Origin of the sequence: Salinicola sp. JS01 (genome assembly GCF_030284585.1) — a bacterium.
Classification (GTDB): domain Bacteria; phylum Pseudomonadota; class Gammaproteobacteria; order Pseudomonadales; family Halomonadaceae; genus Salinicola.
The window spans coordinates 70,993-92,779 of record NZ_CP127244.1 but is presented as its reverse complement, the minus strand read 5'-3'; the positions used below and the strand labels follow the sequence as shown (position 1 = coordinate 92,779).

At 67.9% G+C, this 21,787-nt stretch carries 20 protein-coding genes; 1 reads left to right on the top strand and 19 read right to left on the bottom strand.

The annotated features are described in order from the left end of the window. Positions 1–35: 35 nt before the first annotated feature. The gene (locus QO259_RS00490) at positions 36–1,676 is read right to left on the bottom strand and encodes an NAD+ synthase (RefSeq protein ID WP_285951382.1); all 1,641 of its coding nucleotides are present in this window, start codon (positions 1,674–1,676) and stop codon (positions 36–38) included. A gap of 112 nt (positions 1,677–1,788) precedes the next feature. Further along, positions 1,789–2,874, bottom strand: a complete 1,086-nt coding sequence (thiO, locus tag QO259_RS00485; RefSeq protein ID WP_285951381.1) for a glycine oxidase ThiO — start codon at positions 2,872–2,874, stop codon at positions 1,789–1,791. A 47-nt stretch (positions 2,875–2,921) separates the two neighbouring features. Here thiO and QO259_RS00480 point away from each other — a divergent pair, with 47 nt between their 5' ends. Beyond that, a complete protein-coding gene (locus QO259_RS00480) occupies positions 2,922–3,494 on the top strand; it encodes a GspH/FimT family pseudopilin (protein ID WP_285951380.1) in 573 nt (190 codons plus the stop codon). A 17-nt stretch (positions 3,495–3,511) separates the two neighbouring features. Here QO259_RS00480 and QO259_RS00475 read toward each other — a convergent pair whose 3' ends face one another. From QO259_RS00475 to rplU, 17 genes are all read right to left on the bottom strand, one after another. Further along, positions 3,512–3,811: a hypothetical protein gene (locus tag QO259_RS00475; RefSeq protein ID WP_285951379.1), complete on the bottom strand. Its 300-nt coding sequence runs from the start codon at positions 3,809–3,811 to the stop codon at positions 3,512–3,514. A gap of 14 nt (positions 3,812–3,825) precedes the next feature. After that, positions 3,826–4,266: a type IV pilin protein gene (locus tag QO259_RS00470; RefSeq protein ID WP_285951378.1), complete on the bottom strand. Its 441-nt coding sequence runs from the start codon at positions 4,264–4,266 to the stop codon at positions 3,826–3,828. Between the two features lie 79 nt (positions 4,267–4,345). Beyond that, positions 4,346–7,558 carry a PilC/PilY family type IV pilus protein gene (locus QO259_RS00465; RefSeq protein ID WP_285951377.1) on the bottom strand — a complete coding sequence of 1,071 codons (3,213 nt, stop codon included), beginning with the start codon at positions 7,556–7,558 and terminating at the stop codon, positions 4,346–4,348. Beyond that, positions 7,542–8,027: a hypothetical protein gene (locus QO259_RS00460; RefSeq protein WP_207037192.1), complete on the bottom strand. Its 486-nt coding sequence runs from the start codon at positions 8,025–8,027 to the stop codon at positions 7,542–7,544. Before QO259_RS00460 ends, QO259_RS00465 begins: the two co-directional genes overlap by 17 nt. Further along, the gene (locus QO259_RS00455) at positions 8,020–8,976 is read right to left on the bottom strand and encodes a PilW family protein (protein ID WP_207037191.1); all 957 of its coding nucleotides are present in this window, start codon (positions 8,974–8,976) and stop codon (positions 8,020–8,022) included. The genes QO259_RS00460 and QO259_RS00455 overlap by 8 nt, the downstream gene beginning before the upstream one ends. Continuing rightward, entirely contained in the window at positions 8,973–9,482 is a 510-nt protein-coding gene (pilV, locus tag QO259_RS00450) for a type IV pilus modification protein PilV (protein ID WP_207037190.1), read from the bottom strand. The genes QO259_RS00455 and pilV overlap by 4 nt, the downstream gene beginning before the upstream one ends. Positions 9,483–9,604: 122 nt before the next feature. Then, the gene (gene ispH / locus QO259_RS00445) at positions 9,605–10,606 is read right to left on the bottom strand and encodes a 4-hydroxy-3-methylbut-2-enyl diphosphate reductase (protein WP_285951376.1); all 1,002 of its coding nucleotides are present in this window, start codon (positions 10,604–10,606) and stop codon (positions 9,605–9,607) included. A gap of 70 nt (positions 10,607–10,676) precedes the next feature. Continuing rightward, the gene (gene fkpB / locus QO259_RS00440; RefSeq protein WP_285951375.1) at positions 10,677–11,144 is read right to left on the bottom strand and encodes an FKBP-type peptidyl-prolyl cis-trans isomerase; all 468 of its coding nucleotides are present in this window, start codon (positions 11,142–11,144) and stop codon (positions 10,677–10,679) included. Beyond that, the gene (gene lspA / locus QO259_RS00435) at positions 11,141–11,656 is read right to left on the bottom strand and encodes a signal peptidase II (RefSeq protein ID WP_285952715.1); all 516 of its coding nucleotides are present in this window, start codon (positions 11,654–11,656) and stop codon (positions 11,141–11,143) included. Before lspA ends, fkpB begins: the two co-directional genes overlap by 4 nt. A gap of 46 nt (positions 11,657–11,702) precedes the next feature. Then, on the bottom strand, positions 11,703–14,591 hold the full coding sequence (gene ileS / locus QO259_RS00430) for an isoleucine--tRNA ligase (protein WP_285951374.1): 2,889 nt from the start codon (positions 14,589–14,591) through the stop codon (positions 11,703–11,705). Between the two features lie 114 nt (positions 14,592–14,705). Beyond that, positions 14,706–15,899: a bifunctional riboflavin kinase/FAD synthetase gene (gene ribF, locus QO259_RS00425; RefSeq protein WP_285951373.1), complete on the bottom strand. Its 1,194-nt coding sequence runs from the start codon at positions 15,897–15,899 to the stop codon at positions 14,706–14,708. 103 nt (positions 15,900–16,002) lie between these two features. Beyond that, positions 16,003–17,514, bottom strand: a complete 1,512-nt coding sequence (murJ, locus tag QO259_RS00420) for a murein biosynthesis integral membrane protein MurJ (protein WP_233076907.1) — start codon at positions 17,512–17,514, stop codon at positions 16,003–16,005. 236 nt (positions 17,515–17,750) lie between these two features. Next, positions 17,751–18,017, bottom strand: coding sequence for a 30S ribosomal protein S20 (gene rpsT, locus QO259_RS00415; protein ID WP_035470436.1), 267 nt, complete (start codon positions 18,015–18,017; stop codon positions 17,751–17,753). Positions 18,018–18,229: 212 nt separating this feature from the next. Further along, positions 18,230–19,366: a glutamate 5-kinase gene (gene proB / locus QO259_RS00410; RefSeq protein WP_285951372.1), complete on the bottom strand. Its 1,137-nt coding sequence runs from the start codon at positions 19,364–19,366 to the stop codon at positions 18,230–18,232. Positions 19,367–19,410: 44 nt separating this feature from the next. Further along, positions 19,411–20,607: an Obg family GTPase CgtA gene (gene cgtA, locus QO259_RS00405; RefSeq protein ID WP_285951371.1), complete on the bottom strand. Its 1,197-nt coding sequence runs from the start codon at positions 20,605–20,607 to the stop codon at positions 19,411–19,413. A 187-nt stretch (positions 20,608–20,794) separates the two neighbouring features. Continuing rightward, positions 20,795–21,052 (bottom strand): 50S ribosomal protein L27, encoded by a 258-nt coding sequence (gene rpmA / locus QO259_RS00400; protein WP_110674029.1) that lies wholly within the window; start codon positions 21,050–21,052, stop codon positions 20,795–20,797. 32 nt (positions 21,053–21,084) lie between these two features. Further along, positions 21,085–21,396 carry a 50S ribosomal protein L21 gene (gene rplU, locus QO259_RS00395; RefSeq protein ID WP_035470431.1) on the bottom strand — a complete coding sequence of 104 codons (312 nt, stop codon included), beginning with the start codon at positions 21,394–21,396 and terminating at the stop codon, positions 21,085–21,087. Between the last annotated feature and the right edge of the window lie 391 nt (positions 21,397–21,787).

Below are 21,787 nucleotides of genomic sequence, written 5' to 3'. Positions count from 1 at the left end.
GGTTTTTTTATGCCTCGAATTAGCCTAGCGAGTCACTAGTTACCGGGCTGCCACCCATTGACGATCGGATAGCGCCGGTCGCGGCCGAAGCCACGCAGCGTCACCCGCACGCCCACCGGCGCCTGGCGCCGCTTGTACTCGTTGCGGTCGACCAGCTTGACCACCTTGTAGACATCGTCGCGATCATAGCCGGCGGCGATGATCGCCTCGGCGCTCATGTCGCCTTCGATATAGCGTTCGAGAATGGCGTCGAGCACGTCATAGCCCGGCAGCGAGTCGCTGTCCTGCTGGTCGGGGGCCAGCTCGGCGGAGGGCGGCCGGGTGATCACCCGCTCGGGGATCGCCGGGGACTGGGCATTACGCCACTTGGCCAGCCGGTAGACCCAGGTCTTGTAGACATCCTTGAGCGCGTTGTAGCCGCCGACCATGTCACCGTAGAGCGTGGCGTAGCCCACCGCCATCTCGCTCTTGTTGCCGGTGGTCTGGACCATCAGCCCCTTCTTGTTGGAGATCGCCATCAGCAGCACACCGCGCACCCGCGACTGCAGGTTCTCCTCGGTGGTATCCGCCCCCAGGCCGCTGAAGCTCTCGGCCAGGGTGGCGGTGAACGCCTCGACCATCGGCGCGATCGGCATCACCTCGTAGCCGACGCCGAGCAGTCGGGCCTGTTCGGCGGCGTCGGCGCGGGAGATCTCGGCGGTGTAGTGATACGGCATCATCACCGCATGGACCCGTTCGGGGCCGAGCGCATCGACGGCGATCGCCAGCGACAGCGCCGAGTCGATGCCCCCGGAGAGCCCCATCACCACGCCCTGGAAACCACTCTTGTTGACATAGTCGCGCAGCCCGGTGACCAGCGCGCAGTAGAGATTCTCCTCGCTCTCCGGCAGCGCCTCGCGCTCGCCCGGCTCGGGGTGCCAGCCGGCGTCCGCGGCGACGAAGCGCACCGGCATCAGCCCGGCCTGCCAGAACGGCGCGCGTACCGCGACCTTACCCCGAGCATCCAGCACCAGCGAGCCGCCGTCGAATACCAGCTCATCCTGGCCGCCGATGGCGTTGACGTAGACCACCGGCCGGCCCGCCTCGCGGGCGCGGGTGGCGAACAGCCGCTCGCGCTCGGCGGGCTTGTCGAGATGGAACGGCGAGGCGTTGAGCGTGACCAGGATATCGGCGCCGGCCTGCGCCGACTGCCGGACCGGGGAACCGTCCCACAGATCCTCGCAGATCAGGATGCCGAGCCGCGCGCCAGCGTGCTCGATCACCAGCGGCTGGGTGCCGGGCTCGAAGTAACGGTCCTCGTCGAACACCTGGTAGTTGGGCAGCGCCTGCTTGGCGTACTCGCCGAGCCACTCGCCCCCCAGCAGCACGCCGGCGAGGTTGTAGCGCTTGCCGTCGCGCAGGCCGGGATACCCCATCACCACAAGGGTCTGCGGCGCGAACTTGGCGATCTTCTGCGCCATCTCCGCCAGCGCCTCGGCCAGGCGCGGCTCCATCGCCTCGCGCAGCAGCAAATCTTCGGGCGGGTAGCCGGTGAGATAGAGCTCGCTGAACACCACCACGTCGGCGTCGTGCTCGAGCTTCGCCTCGCGCACGGCCTCGATCGCCGCTGCGGTATTGCCGGCGATATCGCCGACCAGCGGGTCGAGCTGTGCCATTACCAGGGTCAGGTCTTGCATGGGTCCACTCTTCTCCAGACAGCTACGACAGGGTTGGCTGGCGCCCCGAAAGCGGCCTCGGCGACGTCACGATCATTTTCGCCCATGGCCGCGGCCAGGGCAAAATCCATACTCAGCGCGGCAGGTAAGGGGTCGGGTCGACGATCGGCGCACAGCCGATCAGCTGATCCACCAGCAGCCGGGTCGAGGCGGGTGCCAGCACCAGGCCGTTGCGGTAGTGACCGGCATTGATATGTAGCCCGTCGAACCCCGGCACCGCACCGATGGTCGGGATGCCCTCGGGCGAGCCGGGGCGCAGCCCGGCCCAGTGGTGCTCGACCTCGCACTCGGCCAGCGCCGGCACGATGCTGCAGGCGCTGGCGTGCAGCGAGTCGAACGCCGCGGCCGTGGTCTGCTTGTCGAAGCCGACCTCTTCGAGGGTCGAGCCGGCCAGCACGCGGCCATCGGCGCGCGGAATGACATAGCGGCCATCCTTGAGCACCACCCGCTCGACCAGCCCCGGTGGCGCCTTGAACAGAATCATCTGCCCGCGCACCGGGCGCACCGCCAGGGTGACCCCGACCGACGCCAGCAGCGCGCTCGACCAGGCCCCGGTGCAGACCACGGTGTGACCGGCGTGCAGCGCGCCGGTGTCGGTCTCGACCCCGCGGATGGCCGTGCCCTGGCGGATCAGCGCGCGCACCTCACGCCCCTCGTGCAGCGTCACCCCGGGGCTGGCGGCGAGGCGCGCGCGTAGCGCCTGGCCCAGGCGCGGGTTGCGAATGCTGCCCAGGGTCGGCATCCACAGCGCACCGTCGAATCCGGGTGCCGCCTGCGGCTCCTTGGCATACAGGGTCGCGGCATCGATGCGCGACAGCGGCTTGGCCACCTCGCGCGCCCAGTCGAGGGCGGCGGCGACATCCTCGACGCGCAGGTAGAGCAGCCCCTTCTGACGGAACTCGGGGTCGATGCCGGTCTCTTCGAGCAGCCGCCCGGCGAGCTCCGGGTAGCGCCCCTCGGACCAGCTCGACAGCGCCGAGATCGGCCGCGAATAGCGCCAGGGGTAAAGCGGCGAGACGATGCCCCCGCCGGCCCAGGAGGCCTCGCGCCCGCAGCGCCCGCGCTCCACCAGCGCCACCGAGTGCCCGGCATCGGCCAGCTGCAGCGCCGTCAGCATGCCGATGACGCCTCCCCCCACGATCAAGAAATCCTGCTGCATGTCGATATCCCGACAAAAGCCTGAGTTTACCACTCGCGCCGTCGCGCGTGCCCGACCTCGCCCGAGGAGATACCACCATCGCCCCGCCTACCGCTCACCGCCCGCCGTGTGCGCCCACCGCCTCGTCCCGATCGCCCCGACGCCGCCAGCGCGGCTTCACCCTGATCGAGCTGCTGGTCACCCTGGTGATCATCGGCATACTCGCCGGTATCGCGGTCTCCACCAGCGGCTGGCTGGAGCGCCGCCGCCTGGCCAGCGAGACCGAGGCGCTGCACCAGCGCCTGGAAGCGCTGCAGCAGCTCGCCGTGGCCACGCGCCAGCCGTGGCAGCTCTGCGCCCTCGGCGCCAACGGCCAGTGCGGCAAGAACTGGAGTCAGGGCTATCTATGGGATCGGGTCGACGGCAACGGTGGACGCCTGGCAGGCGAGCATAGGCTGACTGGCGTCACTCTGAGCTGGAATAAAGGGAGTCGACTGACTTTCAACAGCACGCCGTGGCACTTCAATACGTCACTCGGCAGCTTCTGGGTCTGCACGGCCAGTGACGGCAACAAGCTGACCCTCAACGATGCCGGCCGGGTGACGCTGACCCAGGGTGATCGCAGCGGCTGTCCTCCCTGAGGCCACCCGGACACGGCTCAGCGCGGCGTGCTGCGCTCCGCGGCACGCGCCTGGGCACTGGAGAAGATCTGCCGCGCGCCGATGCAGCGCTCGACCTGACGCCCCTCGCCGGGCGCTTCCTGGTCGAGGAAGCGCTGCAGCGCACGCTGAGCCTCGCGCACCTCGTCGATCTCGATCCAGCGAATGCGCAGGGTGCCGTCGGCCTGACGCACCGCACACTTGGCCATCTCGCGCTCATCCGCCAGCGCAGGTGACAGCAGGCCGAGTAGACAGAGCCCGAGCCCCGCCAGCCCCGCGACCGGTTTCATTGTCTGCATGCCCCTGACTCGCATCACCATGCCCCCTGCTCGGTGCCATTCAGCCGCCGCCCGGTATTGCCCTGAGAATCGATCCACAGCACGCCATCGCCCTGCTGCGGACTGCCAGCCTGGGGCGTCGCGGTCATGCGCACATACTGGCCCGCCGGCGGCGTCTGGCCCGAGCCCCCGCCGGAGCAACCCGCCTGACTGCCGCAGACCGCCAGCTGATAGTCGCTGTTGCCCAGGGTGCCGCCCCCGGTGAGGGTCGCCACATCGGGGGCGTATTGCAGAAACTGGCCGTAGTAGCTCTCCTGGCGCGCCATCGCGCTCTGCAGCAGCGCCTGGCCGTCGCTGCGCCGGGAGCGCTCGACATACTGCTGATAGCTGGGAATGGCGATCGCGGCGAGAATGCCGACGATCGCCACCACGATCATCAGCTCGATCAGGGTGAAACCACGCTGGCGCTGAGTCATGAAGGCTCCGTTCGCGGACTGTCAGGAAAAAGAGAGCGCCGTCGCGATCGAAGGCGATTCGGGACCAACGCCGGCGGGATCATGGAACCGGTTCATACCAGTAGGTGCGGCGCACGCGGTAAGGCAGTTGCATACCCCCGCCGGCCGCTTCGGCACCCGCCTTGATCAATCCTTCCAGAGAGGCGGCACCGATCCCCTGCAGGTAGAGTTCGTCGCCACGCACCAGTACCGCCGGCCGCCCCAGCAGATATTCGCCCGCCGCGACCGCACGCGCGCCCTTCTTCAGCTCAGCGTCGTCTCCACTGGCGCCACCGATACCCAGACCGGTGAGCAGGTCGATACCGAACAGATAGCTGCGCCCCACCACGGGTACACAGATCGAGTCGGGCTTGTCGGGCACGTAGGCGGAGAAGTAGACGCCACCATCGAGGGTGACACTCGGCGAGAGCACCTTGGCCCCGGTCAGCGGCAGGCTGTAGCCGCGGTCGAGATAGAGCACCCAACCCGACCCCGACTGCCAGGCCGGCAGGCAGGCCCGCGCCGCCGTGTCCGCGCCATCATTGCCCGCCTCGGCGCTGTCGGCCTGGGGATCGCAGAAGCGCTGGTCGCTGATATCGGTCAACCGATCGAGGCTGACCGGCTCGATCTTGCCCCCCTCCGCCGCCGCCACGCTGACCGGATCACGCACGGCGAAGAAGGCATCATGCACCGCCGGCGCCTGGCTGCCCTCCCCGCCCGCCTTGGGATTGGCGCGGTCACCGCTGCCCAGCAGCAGCAGTTCCTGGCGGCGACCGTCGACGTCGATTCCGACAAAATCCACGCTGGTGAAGAAACGCCGATTGTCCTGACCCGTGCCACCGAGTGCCGCGATCTTGCGCACCCGCCAGTCGCCGGGGTCGCCACCGGCGAGGTCGAGTCGCCACAGATTGCCGCCCACGTCAGCCAGATAGATACGGTCGGCGACGCCGTCGTTATCGCTGTCGACCACCCGCGGCGCGGCGGGCAGCGCCTGGCGAAACGTCTCGCCGTCAACGAAATGCTTGGGCGTGCTGGGGTCGGCGCGGTAGACGAGCTCGCCGGTCAGGGCGTCGACGATATACAGCGCGCGCCCCTGGCCATCCGCCTGAGTGGCATCGCGCTCGGGGTCGTCACGCCCGGGGTCGTAGCCACCGCTGATCACGAATACCGGATTGGCATGGCCTGGCACCCGCGCCGGGGTCGGCGCCGCCCAGCTCTGACCGAGTTCGGCGAAGGCGTCGCTGGCGCTCAGTTGCCAGGCCAGCGCCGGCTTCGCCGGGTCGGTGACATCGAGCGCGTAGTAGTCGCGCCCGCCGCGGCGCAGCCCGAAGGCCAGCAGCATGCGGTCATCGCCGTTGGGAGTGATACGCCCGTCACGATCGGCATCGATGCGCACGAAGGCGGCCGGCCCATCCACGCCATAGGGGTGGCGCGGTTCGTCATCCGCCGCCTCCTGATTGTCACGCAGCGTTGGCTGTAGCGGTGCCAGCGCCCGTGGCATGAAGGCCCACTGCTCCTGGCCGCTGTCACCGTCGACGAAATGCAGAAAGCCGGCGTTGGTGCCGAAGGCGAGATAGAGCTTCTCCCGGGTGTCACCACGGTCGGCGTCGTCGAGGCGCCCGTAGTTCAGCGCAATGGGGTCGCTGTGCAGGATGTCGCCGAGAATCCATGGTCGCGCCTGGTTGCGCACCCCATCGCCATTCTCGTCGTCCACGTCTACCCCACGCGCCCAGGCGATCAGCCGGGCGATCTCGGTTTTCGAAGTCTGCGCAGGCAGCCCCCAATTGGCGGGATCGTCCAACCAACTGGATTGAGACGACAGCGCCAGCGGACGCAGCGCCCCCTGCGCCTGGGTAAGGACCTGGCGCCCGTCGTTGCCCGTGTCCTCGGCGAGCGAACGCCCCACGGCCTGACGCAGCAGCGCTCCCACACCGCCGGCCTCGACCGTGTTGCCGTCCGGCGCATCGAGGTCGAGGCCATCACTGCCAGACCACCAGGTGTAAGCGCTCTTGAGAATATCGCCGGTCTGGGCATCGAACGCCTGATTGCCGCGCACGTCCTCCCAGTGCTGCTGCGAAGCGAAGCGGAGCCGCTTGACGTTGCCGCTCCAGCGCGGCGTGTTGTGGGGCAGAAAGCGTGGCAGGTAGAGCCGGTCCAGGCTCTGGGTGTTGTTGGTGAAGGCAGCGGAGACCGCCGGTGCCGAAAAGGTGGTACTGCGCGAGAGCACATCGTCGATGGCGCCCTGGAAGGCAGCGTAGAGCTGGTCCGCGTTGGTGGCGGTGAAATAGCCCACGCAAGCGTTTTTGCCATGATAGTAAGTATCTTGACGCGGCGTGGGGCAGGTCTTGCCCGGCGCCAGGTTGAGCGGGCTGGCGCTATCGACCAGCAATCGCTGATCGGTATTGAAGCCGATGGTATAGGTGGTCACCGGCCCCCGCGGTGTATCGCCCTGGGTGAAGGTTTCCAACTGCTGCATGTAGTAAGCCAGCTCCGGCAGGCAGTTGATTTCACCGCCCCATGACTGCGCGGCGGGGTAGCGGCGACATGACAAGCCACTGGCCTGCGCGCTCAGCAGCGCCTGAATCCTAGCGTTGGCATCGGTATCGAGGTAAGGCTCGCCGTCGGTCATGTAAACCAGATAGAGTGGCTCACACGGCCGCAGCGGCGAAACGTAGCTCCCATCCGAGACCGAGTCCCGGCTGTACGCGGGATTGGTATCACCGTTGGTGCGATCCATCGTCCCGTTCCAAGGTCTTTCGCCACTGAGATAGCGAAACACCTCGTAGTAGGTCTCGCACAGCGGCGTGGTGGTGACAGGTTTAAGTTTTTCCACCATGTCGAGTAGGGCTTGACGTCGCGTGCCGCTGTCGTTGTCGCGTTGCCGAACTCCCCGCATGCCCGGCAGGGCAGAAATGATGCGGCCACCGTTGGGTTGGTAGTAATAGTTGCCATTGAATATCGTCAGCCCGAAATCGACCTGGGGATTGTCCGCAACCAGCCTGGTGATAACCGACTTGGCGATCTCGATCTTGGACTCGGTGGTCGCACCGACAATCACGTCACGCATGCTGACCGAGGTATCGAACAGGATCATCACCTGCGGCTTGGCCCCGCGCGACTCGATATCGTAGAGACTGCGATAGATATCGGTATCGTCGGCCCCTGCCGGCAGCGCCAGGCATAGCGTGACCAGCATGACCCAGCCCAGGACCAGCCGCGCCAGCACCGCCGCACCGGGTCCACTGCAGGTGGTACGCTCAGAAGATACCAGCACGGCCATCCCCTCCCGATGTCACATCCACCGTCTCGATCCGCAGCCCCAGCACCTGACGGGCATTGACCGCGGAGGCGCCACGGTTGCCGCTGGCGTCGAGCTCCAGCGGCAAGCAGCTACCGCTGGAGTAGCCGGGTACCAGGCAGGTATGGGCGGCACGCAGGAGTTCGACCCCGAGCTGACTTCCCGTGGGTAGAACCGGGCTGCTGGGTTGCCACGCCTGCGGCGTGCCCGGCTGGGCCTGCTGCACCTGCGCGCGTAGCGCTGCCTGCTCGTAGCTGGCCGCGTCGAGCACGCCGTGTAGCGACTGGAACAACGTGCGCGCCTGCTGATGCGCCACGCCGAGACGGTTCTGGGTCGCCAGGGTTTCGGCCAGCGCCGCGGCCACGATCGCCAGCAGCAGCAAGAAGATCAGACTCATGAGCAGCGCCACGCCGCGCTGGGCATGGGGCCCGCGACACTCAACCATTGCCGCCTCCCGGCCGATGCATCTCCAGCGGTACCACGAAGGCGAGTTCCCGATAGAGCCGGCCGCCTACCGGCGCGACCTGCGTACCGTCACTCAACGCGTACTGACGCGGATCCTGATAGGTCGCGCGAGTCGCCACCGAGACCACCGCTTCGATCTGTGCCGCCTGGATGCGTGGCGCCATCGCCGCGCTCAGATTGGCGCTGCTCTGCCAACTGCCGCCGCCACCGCCGGCGTTGGCCACGTACCAGCGGTAGGCCAGCGCCTCGACCCCCTCCAGCACCTCCTGGTTAAGTAAGCGTGAGCCAGAGAGTCGCAGCCGCCGCAGCGCGGTGTCTCCATTTTGCCGACTGAGGTAGTAGAGGCTGCCGCCATAGCGCCACAGATCATGGGTATCGGCACGCGCAGGCTCAGCGGGCGGGGTGCCATCGAAGAAGCTCGCGAAGGGGTAGAAGCTCTTCAGCGCCGGACCACCGCAGCCAGCGGCCGCACACGGCTCGGCGGCGTAGCGGATGACCACATAAGTCTGATTGGCCAGCGGACTCTGCAGCGAGCACGCCTTGGGCTGCGTGGTCGACGCCCATACCCCCAGGGGCCGATCGGAGGCCGCCTGGGCGCTGCGCCCGAAGGCGAAGTCGCCATCACAGTCGCCGCCCAGGGTGAGCGTACCCCGGCGCTCGGCGTCGGCGGGCACGCGGCCCCAGAAGTCGGCACGACGGAACTCACTGTCGAAGCGCTCCTGGAGCAGGCGCGCCTTGTCCATCAGGCGCGCCTGCGCGGTGGCATCAGCGGCACTTTCGGCGCTGGCGAGATAGACCCGCGTCAGCGCCAGGATCATCACCAGACCGATCGCCATCGCGATCATCAGCTCGATCAGCGTCGCCCCGGCCTGCCGACGGGGGACGCCGGCCCGGCGCGGGTCGCATCCACCGCCCGACCAGCGCATCATGCCCCCACCCAGGCCACGAGTGTCACCCAGCGCTGATGGTTGGCGCTCCCCCGGGCGCTGACGCACGCCGGCAGCTGTGACGGCGCGGTCAGTGCGATGCGCGAGTACCACACCAGGGTGACGGCGACGTCGCCGGCGGCACCCGCCGTGGGCGCGCTGACACACACCCGCGGATCGGGCAGCGCGGCGCGCGGCATCCAGGCCGACATCCAGGACTGGAGGCCGGCGGGCACCGCGTTCTGCTGAGGAGTAGCGCCGGCGTTGCCCGGCTCGTAGCTTCCGGCGAAGCGCTGGTTTCGGCCCGGGTCGAGTTTGGCACGTTCGAGCAGGTCCTCCGCCATGATCGTCGCCATGGCGCGGTGGCTGGACGCCTGCCCCAGCCGCTGCTGCTGTGCCAACAGCTGCGCGGTCCCCAGCAGGCCGATGCTGAAGACCAGCATGGCGACGAGGACTTCGATGAGCGAGAGGCCGCGCTGTTGGCGCAAGCCGTGAGGACACTGGGGCACACCCGGCTCCGCGGAGAGCCGTCGGACAAGCGACGGCCGAAAGGGTAACGACCACCGGCACCGCCGGTGGTTACATTTGTTTACCTTGTATCGGCCAGAAAGAGAGAGAGTTTAGGGTGGGATCACGCTTCGCTGACGATGACCTGCTCGCGCAGCTCGCGCGGCATGGAGAAAGTGATGGTCTCGGCGCGCCCGTCGAGCTCCTCGGGCGGTGCGGCACCCAGCTCGGTGAGGCGTTCGATCACGCCTTTCACCAGCACCTCGGGGGCGCTGGCACCGGCGGTGATGCCGATACTGGCCACGCCCTCGAGCCAGGCGGCATCGATCTGGCTGGCGTCGTCGATCAGATGCGCCGGGGTACCCATGCGCTCGGCCAGCTCGCGCAGGCGATTGGAGTTGGAGCTGTTGACGCTGCCCACCACCAGCACCAGTTCACTGCCCTGGGCCAGTTCGCGCACCGCGTCCTGGCGGTTCTGGGTGGCGTAGCAGATGTCATCCTTGCGCGGCCCCTGGATCTCGGGAAAGCGCTCGCGCAGGGCATCGATCACCTTGGCGGTATCGTCCATCGACAGCGTGGTCTGGGTGACGAAGGCCAGCCGCGAGGGGTCGCGCACCGGCAGCTCGCGCACGTCCTGCTCGTCCTCGACCAGATAGATGGCGCCGCCGTAGCGGGTGTCATAGCGCCCCATGGTGCCCTCGACCTCGGGGTGACCGGCGTGGCCGATCAGAATGCACTCCTGACCGCGCTTGGCGTAGCGCAGCACTTCCATGTGCACCTTGGTCACCAGCGGGCAGGTGGCATCGAACACCTTGAGCCCGCGCTGCTCGGCTTCCTGCTGCACCGCCTGTGATACCCCGTGGGCGGAGAAGATCACGATCACGTCGTCGGGCACCTCATGCAGCTCCTCGACGAACACCGCCCCGCGCTCGCGCAGGCTGTCGACCACGAAGCGGTTGTGAACCACCTCATGGCGCACGTAGATCGGCGGTCCGAACACGTCGAGCGCGCGATTGACGATGTCGATGGCGCGGTCGACCCCGGCGCAGAACCCGCGGGGATTGGCCAGCTTGATCTGCAGCGGGGGGCGCGCCGATGGCTGGGTAGTGGGCTGATCCTGTGTCATGGAAACCTCGCGCCGGAGCGCTGACTCGGGGCTGACGCCGGCCGCCCGCGGGCGGGCGTGCCGGGCTGCCTCAATGGGTGGTGGCCGGACGCACGTCGAGAATCTCGACGTCGAAGGTCAGGGTACGCCCCGCCAGCGGATGATTGAAGTCCACCTCGACATGGCGCTCGTCGACGCTGGCGATCACGCCCGGCAGCTCGCCGCCGGCGGGATCGGCGAAGGACATCACCATGCCTGGCTCGACCGCCTCCTCGAAGCTGTCGCGGGCCAGACGCTGGACGTTCTGCGGGTTGTGCTGGCCGAAGGCGTGCTCCGGCGAGACCGTATAGCTGCCGCGCTCGCCCGCCGCCAGCCCGCTCATCGGCGCCTCGAAGCCCGGCGGCAGGTTGCCGTCGCCGACCTGGAAGGTCGCCGGCTGCTTGTCACGGGTGGAGTCGACCACCTGGCCATCCTCGAGCTTCACCGTGAAGTGCAGGGTCACTTCCATGCCCTCGCCGACCCGGTAACGGCCATCGGCCGGCTGATCATCGCGTGTCATCGGGTGTTCTCCTCGTCGGTCCCCGCCGCGCTCGCTCTGGCCCCGCGCCGGGACTCGAACAGCGACTGCAGGATCAGGCCGATGGCGCCGAGGGTGATGGCGCTGTCGGCCAGATTGAAAGCCGGAAAATAGTAGCCGCCCCAGTGGAACGACAGATAGTCGACCACGTAGCCGTGGACCAGGCGGTCGTAGAGGTTGCCGATGGCACCGCCGATCACCAGCGCCAGCGAGATCGCGGTGAGCGTCTCGTCACGCTTGAGCCGGTAAAGCCACAGCGTCAGCCCGACGCTGGCACCGATCGCGATCAGCGCGAACAGCCAGCGCTGCCAGCCGGCGTGCTCGGCGAGAAAGCTGAAGGCGGCGCCGGTGTTGTGCAGCAGCGTCAGGTTGAACACCGGCAGCACCTCGAGTGGCCGGCCGTAGTCGAGGTGCGCCGTGGCCAGCGCCTTGATGCCCAGATCAAGCACGATGACCAGCAGCGACAGCCACAGCCAGCGCAGCGGACGCCGCATGCGCGCGGCGTCGGCGCGATGACCGGAACGGGAGGTAGCGTTGACGTCAGGCAAAACGGCGTACCTCACCCGGGCCACCCGGCAGGTTGGCGATGGAGCGTGCCGAGAGCGTCGGGTGCGCAGGATCGGCGCCCACGTCGGCACGCCGCTCCCAGCTGCGCTCGTCCTTGTCGTAAGGGCTCAGACGCACCGCCAGCTTGAGCCCGTCGAGCTCGGTCGGCTGGGCATCGCCACCTTCGGCCAGCGGCGCCAGGGTCGCCTCGGAGGTGATCAGCACGAAACGCAGCTCGTCCTCGAAGCGCGACAGCAGCGCATGTAGCGCGTCATCGACGTAGAGCGTCACCTCGCTGTCCAGAGCGCCCTTGATCACGCCCTCGTTGCGCGCCGCTTCGAGCTGCTTGTTGACCGCCTGCTTGACCTGGATCACCCGCTCCCAGAAGTCGCGGTCCATCCCCGCCTGCTCGGACGGCAGATTGGCGGCGTCCGCCGGCAGCGTGAACAGGCCACCGTAGTAGGTCTCCAGATGCACGCTCTCGCCGCGTGCGCCGGGGATGTTCTCGTAGATCTCCTCGGCGGTGAAGGCGAGGATCGGCGCAATCCAGCGCGCCAGCGCCTCGACGATATGGTAGAGCGCGGTCTGGCAGCTTCGGCGCGCCAGCGAGTCGGGCTGGGTGGTGTACTGGCGATCCTTGATGATGTCGAGATAGAAGCCGCCCATGTCACGCGCACAGAAGTCGTGCACCTGCTGGTAGACGTCGCGGAAACGGTACTCGGCATAGGCGCGCTCGATGCGCGCCTGCAGCACCGCGGCGCGGTCCACCGCCCAGCGGTCGAGCGCCAGCATGGCGTCGCTTTCGACCGCGTGTTCCGCCGGGTCGAAGCCGTTCAAGTTGGCCAGCAGGAAGCGTGAGGTATTGCGGATACGCCGGTAGACGTCGGCGGTGCGCTTGAGGATCTCGTCGGAGACCGCCATCTCGCCGGAGTAGTCGGTGGAGGCGACCCACAGGCGCAGGATGTCGGCGCCCAGCTTGTCCATCACCTGCTGCGGCGCGACCACGTTGCCCAGCGACTTGGACATCTTGCGGCCCTTCTCGTCGACGGTGAAGCCGTGGGTCAGCAGCGCCTTGTAGGGGGCGTGGCCGTCGATGGCGCTGCCGGTGAGCAGCGACGAGTGGAACCAGCCGCGGTGCTGGTCCGAGCCTTCGAGATAGAGATCCGCCCGCGGCCCGATGTCGTGACCAAGTGAGTCGTGGCCGAGCGGGTGCGAGCCGCGCAGCACGTGCCAGTGGGTGGTACCGGAGTCGAACCACACGTCGAGCGTATCGGTGACCTTGTCGTAGTCGGCGGCCTCGTCACCCAGCAGCTCACTGGGGTCGAGCTTGAACCAGGCATCGATCCCCTCGACCTCGACACGGCTTGCCACCGCCTCCATCAGTTCGACGGTGCGCGGGTGCAGCTCACCGCTGGCCTTGTGCAGGAAGAACGGGATCGGCACGCCCCAGTTGCGCTGGCGCGAGATGCACCAGTCGGGGCGGTTGGCGATCATGCTGTGTAGCCGCGCCTTGCCCCAGGCGGGGATGAAGTCGGTCGCCTCGACGCCCGCCAGCGCCGTTTCGCGCAGCGTGCGGCCGTCAGGCCCCTGGCGATCCATGCCGACGAACCACTGCGCCGTGGCGCGGTAGATCACCGGCGTCTTGTGGCGCCAGCAGTGCATGTAGCTATGGGTGATCCGGTCATGTGCCAGCAGCACTCCGGCACCTTCCAGCGCGGCGACGATCTGCGGATTGGCCTTCCAGATCATCTGCCCGCCGAACAGCGCGAGATCGTCGACATAGACGCCATTGCTCTGCACCGGATTGAGGATCTCGTCGAAGCTCATGCCGTAGCGGCGGCAGGAGTGGAAGTCATCCTCGCCGTAGGCCGGCGCCGAGTGCACGATGCCGGTGCCCGCGCCGAGCTCGACGTAGTCGGCCAGGTAGAGCGGCGAGCGCCGCGCATAGCCTGCGTCGACCGCGGCCAGCGGATGCTCGAAAGCGATGTGTTCCAGGCTCGCCCCGGATGCGGTGGCGAGCGTCTCGCCCGCGAGCCCATAGCGCGCGAGACAGCTCTCCACCAGCTCCTCGGCCAGCAGCAGCAGGCGTTCGCCGGTATCGACCAGGGCGTAGGTGAACTCCGGGTGCACGTTCAGCGCCTGGTTGGCCGGGATGGTCCAGGGGGTGGTGGTCCAGATCACCGCGCTGGCCGGCTTGGGCAGCGCGTCGAGGCCGAAGGCCGCGGCCAGCGCCTCGGGCTGGGCGCAGGGGAAGGCGACGTCGATCGCATCGGACTGCTTGTCCTGATACTCGACCTCCGCCTCGGCCAGCGCCGAGCCGCAATCGAAGCACCAGTTGACCGGCTTGAGCCCCTTGAACACATAGCCACCCTTGACCATCTCGGCCAGGGCCCGGATCTCGCCGGCCTCGTTGGCGAAGTTCATGGTCAGGTAGGGGTGGTCCCAGTCGCCCTGGACACCCAGGCGCACGAAGCCCTCTTTCTGCACCTCGACCTGTGCCGCGGCATACTCGCGGCACAGCGCGCGGGCCTGGTCGGCGGGCAGATGCTTGCCGTGGGTGGTCTCGACCTTGTGCTCGATGGGCAGGCCGTGGCAGTCCCAGCCGGGCACGTAGGGGGCATCGAAACCGGCCAGGTTCTTCGACCTGACGATGAAATCCTTGAGCAGCTTGTTGACCGCATGACCGATATGAATGCTGCCGTTGGCGTAGGGAGGGCCATCGTGGAGAACGAAGCGCTCGCGGCCGCGGCGCGTCTCACGCAGCTTGGCGTAGAGGCGCAGATCGTTCCACTGCGCGATGCGGGCCGGCTCGCGGGCCGGCAGATTGCCGCGCATGGGGAAATCGGTCGAGGGCAGATTCAGCGTGTGCTTGTAGTCGCTCATGGTGTTTTCGGTTCGCTCAGGGCTGTGTGCGTGTCGCTCGGGCTGTTTTCATACCGCTCAAGGCTGTGTCTATACCGCTCAAGATCGTCGTCGTACCGCCGGGTGACGAGGCGTTCACTCATCCGTGCGCGTATCGCGGCTCGGGCCCGGGGGTGAATCGGCCGCCGCGGTTTCATGGGGCAGCGGCGCCGAGGCCAGTGGGAAGCGCGCCGGCGGCGGAGCCAGACTGGCCAGACCGCCGCTGACGCTTACCCTATCGCCCGGGTTTTCCGTCGTCGCCGTCTGCAGCGCATCCGGCGCGGCGGGCGCCTGGATAGCTGGCGCGGTTTGGGGCGCCTGATCGCTAGCTGGCGCGGCATCGGGCGCCTGAAAATAGCGCCGCGCCTGATCCAGGTCATGATGGATCTGCGTCACCAGCGTGTCGAAGTCGGCGAACTTGGTCTCGCCGCGTAGCCGCGCGCAGGGCACCACGCTGAGCGATTCGCCGTAGAGATCGAGCTGGCGGTCGAGCACGTGGACCTCGAGCATCGGCTGATGCGCGCCGACGGTCGGCCGCCAGCCGATATTGGCCACACTCGGCGCCCAGCTGCCGTCGGGCAGCCGGGTGGCGCAGGCGAACACCCCGCGCAGCGCCAGCGGCCACCGGGTCAGCGGGATGTTGGCGGTGGGCACGCCGATGGTGCGGCCGAGCTGGCGGTCACGCACCACCCGCCCCTGAAAGGCAAAGGGACGCCCCAGCATGCGCGCCGCCTGGCAGAAGTTGCCGCTGGCCAACAGGGTGCGCACGCGGGTGCTCGAGACGCGCTCGTCGTCGAGGGTGAAGGTGCGGGTATGCTCGACGGCAAAGCCGCGCTCGCGCCCGACCGCTTCGAGCAGGGCGAAATCACCGGCCCGGTCGCAGCCGAAGCGGAAGTCATCCCCCACCACCAGGTGACGCACGCGCAGCCCATCGATCAGCACGCGTTCGATGAACTGACGCGCGGTGAGGCTGCGCAGGGCGTCGTTGAACGGCAGACAGAGGATGCGATCGGCGCCGTGGGCGGCCAGCAGCTCGACCTTGTCGCGCAGCCGGGTCAGCCGCGGCGGCGCCTGGTCACCGGCGAAGTACTCCCGCGGCTGGGGCTCGAAGATCACCACCGTGACCGGCAGCCCGGCACTGCGCGACAGCGACTTCAACTGCTCGAGAATCGCCTGGTGGCCGCGGTGCACGCCATCGAAGTTGCCGATGGTGGCGACACACTCGCGCGGCGCCCCGCTGCGGGTGGCGCCACCGGCGGGCAGATTGTGCAAGCCTCGAATCAGTTCCATAGAGTCCGTTCCCGTGTCAACGCGGGCCGCGCGGCGGCGGTATGCGACAGCGCGCCAGCCGCCGACGCCTGGCGCTTCATTATACCCGCCCCGCGCCGGCCCATCAGCCGCGCAGCCGGAAGTGTCTCAGGCGCACGCCGGTCAGCGCCAGCCACACGAAGTAGAGCGTCGCGCCGCCACCCACCAGGGCCAGCAGACAGCCCACGCGACGCGGCGCATGCCAGGCGGTCCACTGGTGCCAATCGGGGGTCAGCCACCATAGCCCGAGCGCCATCAGCGTGCAGCCACCGACCACCTGGAACGCGTAGCGCCCCCAGCCCGGCTGGAAGCGCAGCACGCCCTGGCGGTGCAGACCACGCCCCAGCAGCCCGGCGTTGAGAAACGCCGACAGCGCCGTGGCCAGCGCCAGCCCGGCATGCGCCAGCGGCACGATCAGGGCCAGGTTCATCACCATGTTGGCGACCATCGCCACGATCCCGATCTTGACCGGGGTCTTGGTATCCTGGCGGGCAAAGTAGCCCGGCGCGAGCACCTTGATCAGCATGAACGCGAGCAGCCCCAGGGCGTAGGCGCGCAGGCTGCGCGCCGCCATCACCACGTCGTGGTCGGTCATCGCCCCGTAGTGGAACAGGCTCACCAGCAGCGGCTCGGCCAGCAGCACCAGCGCCAGCGCCGCCGGCAACCCGATCAGCAGCACCATGCGCAGCGCCCAGTCGAGCATGCGCGCGAAGTGCTCGCGCGACTGCTCGGCGTGGCGCTTGGAGAGCGCCGGCAGGATCACCGTGGCGATGGCGATACCGAACACCCCCAGCGGCAGCTCCACCAGACGGTCGGAGTAGTAGAGCCAGGAGACGCTGCCGGAGACCAGGAAGGAGGCCAGCACGGTATCCAGCAGCAGGTTGATCTGCGACACCGAGACCCCGAACAGCGCCGGTGTCATCAGCCGCAGGATGCGCCGGACCCCGGGGTGGCGAAAGCCCAGTCGCGGCCGCGGCATCAGCCCCAGCCGGAACAGGAACGGCAGCTGGAACAGCAGCTGCGCGGCGCCGGCGATCAGCACCCCCCAGGCCAGCCCCAGCGCCGGGTCGCTCATCCATGGCGTCAACCACAGCGCGGCGCCGATCAGGCACAGGTTGAGCAGCACCGGGGTGAAGGCGGGGATCGCGAAGCGCTCCCAGGTGTTGAGCACGCTACCGGCGAAGGCGGTCAGCGAGATCAGCAGCAGATAGGGGAAGGTCAGCCGCAGCATCTCGGCGGTGAGCGCGAGCTTGCCCGGGTCGGCCTTGAAGCCCGGCGCGAACAGCCACACCAGCCAGGGCGCGGCGGCGATCGCCAGGGCGGTGATCAGCGCCAGCACCACGCTCAGGCTGCCGGAGACCGCATCCAGCAGCTCGCGCACCTCTGCCCGGGTACGCTGGGTGGCGTACTCCGAGAGCACCGGCACGAAGGCCTGGTTGAAGGCGCCCTCGGCGAACAGCCGGCGCATGAAGTTGGGGATCTTGAAGGCGACGAAGAACGCATCCGCCCCGCTACCGGCCCCCAGCAGCGTGGCGATCACCACGTCGCGCACCAGCCCCAGCACCCGGGAGAGCAGCGTCATCACGCTCACCACCATCCCCGAGCGCAGCAGACCACCGCGGGTGACCGGCGTCGCCGTGCCGGTGGTCGCCGCTTCCGCCAGCGCCTCGGATTCACGCTTGCGCGTCTGTTTACTCATGCCGCCTCGTCATGCGCTCGCGCCCGTGATATTCACCCTATCCAGCCACCGCGACGGCCCGCAGGGTGACCGCCAGGGATGGCCGGTCACAAAAAAACCGGCCGAAGCCGGTTTTTTCATCAAGCGCGTCCGGCTCAGGCAGCCAGCGCCTTAATTCGCTTGTTCAAGCGGCTCTTGATGCGCGCAGCCTTCTTCTTGGAGAAGGCGTCCTTGTCGGCGATGCGGTCGATGACCGGCTGAGCGGCCTTGAACTCGCTGTTGGCCTGGGCCTGGTCGCCGGCCTGGATCGCCTTGATCACGCGCTTGATGTAAGTGCGGACCATGGAACGCTGACTGGCGTTGTGCTTGCGGCGGTCTTCCGCCTGACGTGCGCGCTTGCGCGCTTGCTTGGTATTCGCCACCGTCGACTCCTTGGAGATGTTGACAGTCAATTCTGTAAGTAGATCACCCAGGACAGCCTCGAAACCGCTTCAGGCAATCCTGAATGAGTCGGCCGAATCTTGCTGCTGCGCTTCGTGAGAAGCGAAGCCGACCGTCGTTTCCGACAGTCTTTCACGGGCCATGTCTGAGAGGATGCGGGATTCTATCACAACGACTTTGCGCGACACCAGCCTCACAGCACCACGAGATTGTCGCGATGAATCAGCTCCGGGGCCTCGACATAGCCCAGAATCTCGCCGATGCGCTGGCTCGGCTGACCCACCAGACGCTGGGCGTCGTCGCTTGCGTAGTTGACCAGGCCCTTGGCCACCCGCGTGCCCTGCTCGTCGACGCAGACCACCATGTCACCGCGCCGGAACTGACCCTCGACCCGCTTCACCCCCACCGGCAACAGGCTCGAGCCGTGGCTGCGCAGCACCTTGACCGCCCCGGCATCGAGGGTCAGCGTGCCGCGCACCTGCAGCTGCCCGGCGAGCCAGCGCTTGCGCGCCGCCAGCGGCGCATGCAGCGGCTTGAGCAGCGTGCCCAGCGCTTCGCCCTCGAGCAGCCGGGTCAGCACCTGCGGCTGACGCCCGCTGGCGATGGCGGTCACCGCGCCGGAGCGTGCTGCCAGGCGCGCCGCACGCAGCTTGGTCGCCATGCCGCCGCGCCCCAGCACGCCGCCACCGCCAGCCACCGCATCGAGCGCGGCGTCGTCGGCCTCGGCCTCGGCGATCAATCGGGCTGACGGATCGTGACGCGGGTCGGCATCGTAGAGCCCTTCCTGGTCGGTCAGGATCAAGAGCGCATCGGCCTCGAGCAGATTGGCGACCAGCGCCCCCAGGGTGTCGTTGTCACCGAAGCGGATCTCGTCGGTGACCACGGTGTCGTTCTCGTTGATCACAGGGACCACGTCGAGCGCCACCAGGGTGCGCAGCGCCGAGCGCGCGTTGAGATAGCGCTTGCGGTTGGAGAGGTCGTCGTGGGTCAACAGCACCTGGGCGCTGCGCAGGCCGTGGCGGGCGAAGTGGTTCTCGTAGCACTGCGACAGCCCGCTCTGCCCCACCGCGGCGGCGGCCTGCAGCTCGTGCACCGCGCTCGGGCGGGTATGCCAGCCCAGCCGCACCATGCCCTCGGCGATCGAGCCCGAAGAGACCAGCACCACCTCGACCCCACGCTGGTGCAGCGTAGCCATCTGGTCGACCCAGCCACCGATGGCGGCATCGTCGAGGCCACGCCCATCGTTGGTCAGCAGGGCGCTGCCGATCTTGACCACGACCCGCCGCGCCGTCGCCAACGATGCTCGCCCCAGTTCCCGCTCCGCCGTCATCACTTCGCCCTCCGACTCTCGTTGGCAACGCGCCGCATGCCCGCTCAGCGGGTGTATTCGACCTCGACGTCATAGTCGTCATCGTCGAAGTCGTCGTCCTCGGCCGCGACTTCGCCGCGCTTGACCCGCAGCCGCGCCTGGTGCGCCTCGACCCGCGCCACCGACTCCGCTTCCATACGCGCGCGCATCTCGCGTTCGCGCTCGGCGACCGCTTCGTCCTCGTGCTCCAGCTGGCGCTGCTCGGTGAGCCAGCGGTGGGCCGCCTGCACCAGCGCATCGGTGCCTTCACCGGCGATCGCCGCGATGCGGTAGACCGGCCCCTGCCACGCCAGTCGCGCGAGAATATCGTCGACGCGCGCCTCACGCTCGGCCTCGGGCAGCAGATCGAGCTTGTTGATCACCAGCCAGCGCGGCAGCTCCGACAGGGCCGGCGAGAAACGTTCGAGCTCCTCGGCGATCGCCGTCACCGCCGCTACCGGATCGGACTCGTCGAACGGCGCCGCATCCACCACGTGCAGCAGCAGCCGCGTGCGAGTGAGGTGCTTGAGAAAGCGCAGGCCCAGCCCGGCACCGTCCGAGGCGCCCTCGATCAGGCCCGGCACGTCGGCCATCACGAAATGCTCGTGGGTCCCCAGCTTGACCACCCCCAGGTTGGGCACCAGGGTGGTGAAGGGGTAGTCGGCGACCTTGGGCTTGGCCGCCGAGACCGAGCGGATCAGGGTCGACTTGCCGGCATTGGGCATGCCCAGCAGGCCGACGTCGGCCATCACCTTCATTTCCAGGCGCAGCTTGCGCCGCTCGCCATCGGTGCCCGGCGTGGTGCGCCGCGGGGCGCGGTTGGTGGAGGACTTGAAGTGGATATTGCCAAGCCCGCGCCGGCCGCCCTGGGCGACCAGTACCACCTGCCCCTCGGCGGTCACATCGGCGATCACCTCGAGGGTATCCTCGTCGATCACCGTGGTCCCCACCGGCACCTTGACGTGCAGATCCTCGCCCGCCTTGCCGCTCATCTGGCGGCCCTGACCGGGCTGGCCGTTCTGCGCCTTGTAGAAGCGCTGGAACTTGAAGTCGATCAGGGTGTTGAGCGACTCGTCGCCGATCAGGTAGACGCTGCCACCGTGACCGCCATCGCCGCCGTCGGGGCCACCCTTGGGCACGAACTTCTCACGCCGGAAACTGAGGCAGCCGTTGCCCCCCTTGCCAGCCTCGACGGTGATCGATGTCTCGTCGACGAATTGCATGATTCTCTCCCGGCGACGACCTGCCGCCTCTTATGTCCCGGACGCCCTTGCCACTACGAACACCCGTGTCGCTGCCAATACCGAGAACCCTCGACGCCATCGACCACACGACCGGTGCCGCCATTGCAGGCGGGGATACAAAAAAGCCCCGCCTGAGCGGGGCTTTTTCAGCAGCGTTCGTGAGGTCTCAGGCGGAGACTACGCTCACGAACTTGCGGTTCTTCGGGCCTTTCTGTTCGAACTTGATCACACCATCGGTGAGCGCGAACAGGGTGTGGTCCTTACCGATGCCCACACCGGTACCGGCGTGGAACTTGGTGCCGCGCTGGCGCACGATGATGTTGCCGGGGGTGGCTTTCTGCCCGCCGAACAGCTTGACGCCCAGGCGTTTCGATTCTGAATCGCGACCGTTACGCGTACTACCAGCGGCCTTTTTATGTGCCATGGTGAATACCTCTCTCTGGGGGAACGATCCGCTTAGGCGGAGATTCCGGTGATCTTGACTTCAGTGAACCACTGACGGTGGCCCTGACGCTTCATGTGGTGCTTGCGGCGACGGAACTTGATGATGTGAACCTTCTCACCGCGGCCGTGGGAGACGATCTCCGCGGCCACCTTGGCACCCTCGACCAGCGGCGCGCCGACCTTGACGTCGTCGCCGTCGGCGACCAGCAGAACCTGGTCGAACTCCAGGGTCTCGCCAGTTGCGATCTCGAGCTTCTCGAGCTTCAGCGTCTGGCCTTCCTGGACACGGTATTGCTTACCGCCACTCTTGATTACAGCGTACATGGAATCTCTCCGGGCCCGCATCGGGCTATGAGCGCAGTCGGGCTACAAACTTCGGTCTGGCCCCAACCGTTGGGCCAAGTGCGTCGACTCGTCGAAGACAGTCGTGTCGCCATGTCTTCACTGGCTGGGTCTTCACTGGCCGGGTCTTCACCAGCGGCTCATCGCGGACGCGCGCCTGAACCATGCCGTGTGCTCTTCGAGACCTGCGTCGAGTGGTGCCCCTTCCGGCAACCATCTAACAGGGAGCGTGACGAGTCGGGTCGCGGATTATAGCGATTGCCCGTGCCCGGAGCAAGCACCCGCCCGGGCGCGGCTTGACGCACTTCGGGGCGCCACCTAGCATAGCCGCTCACGTCGCCTCTCGGCCCCGGGGCTTCGAGCGGCCCACCCG

What these genes read in the sequence shown, in the direction of transcription:
- QO259_RS00490 (WP_285951382.1), bottom strand. Translation starts at nt 1,676, where the DNA reads ATGCAAGACCTGACCCTGGTAATGGCACAGCTCGACCCGCTGGTCGGC.
- thiO (WP_285951381.1), bottom strand. Translation starts at nt 2,874, where the DNA reads ATGCAGCAGGATTTCTTGATCGTGGGGGGAGGCGTCATCGGCATGCTG.
- QO259_RS00475 (WP_285951379.1), bottom strand. Translation starts at nt 3,811, where the DNA reads ATGCAGACAATGAAACCGGTCGCGGGGCTGGCGGGGCTCGGGCTCTGT.
- QO259_RS00470 (WP_285951378.1), bottom strand. Translation starts at nt 4,266, where the DNA reads ATGACTCAGCGCCAGCGTGGTTTCACCCTGATCGAGCTGATGATCGTG.
- QO259_RS00460 (WP_207037192.1), bottom strand. Translation starts at nt 8,027, where the DNA reads ATGGTTGAGTGTCGCGGGCCCCATGCCCAGCGCGGCGTGGCGCTGCTC.
- QO259_RS00455 (WP_207037191.1), bottom strand. Translation starts at nt 8,976, where the DNA reads ATGATGCGCTGGTCGGGCGGTGGATGCGACCCGCGCCGGGCCGGCGTC.
- ispH (WP_285951376.1), bottom strand. Translation starts at nt 10,606, where the DNA reads ATGACACAGGATCAGCCCACTACCCAGCCATCGGCGCGCCCCCCGCTG.
- fkpB (WP_285951375.1), bottom strand. Translation starts at nt 11,144, where the DNA reads ATGACACGCGATGATCAGCCGGCCGATGGCCGTTACCGGGTCGGCGAG.
- lspA (WP_285952715.1), bottom strand. Translation starts at nt 11,656, where the DNA reads ATGCGGCGTCCGCTGCGCTGGCTGTGGCTGTCGCTGCTGGTCATCGTG.
- ileS (WP_285951374.1), bottom strand. Translation starts at nt 14,591, where the DNA reads ATGAGCGACTACAAGCACACGCTGAATCTGCCCTCGACCGATTTCCCC.
- ribF (WP_285951373.1), bottom strand. Translation starts at nt 15,899, where the DNA reads ATGGAACTGATTCGAGGCTTGCACAATCTGCCCGCCGGTGGCGCCACC.
- murJ (WP_233076907.1), bottom strand. Translation starts at nt 17,514, where the DNA reads ATGGTGGTGAGCGTGATGACGCTGCTCTCCCGGGTGCTGGGGCTGGTG.
- proB (WP_285951372.1), bottom strand. Translation starts at nt 19,366, where the DNA reads ATGACGGCGGAGCGGGAACTGGGGCGAGCATCGTTGGCGACGGCGCGG.
- cgtA (WP_285951371.1), bottom strand. Translation starts at nt 20,607, where the DNA reads ATGCAATTCGTCGACGAGACATCGATCACCGTCGAGGCTGGCAAGGGG.
- rpmA (WP_110674029.1), bottom strand. Translation starts at nt 21,052, where the DNA reads ATGGCACATAAAAAGGCCGCTGGTAGTACGCGTAACGGTCGCGATTCA.
- rplU (WP_035470431.1), bottom strand. Translation starts at nt 21,396, where the DNA reads ATGTACGCTGTAATCAAGAGTGGCGGTAAGCAATACCGTGTCCAGGAA.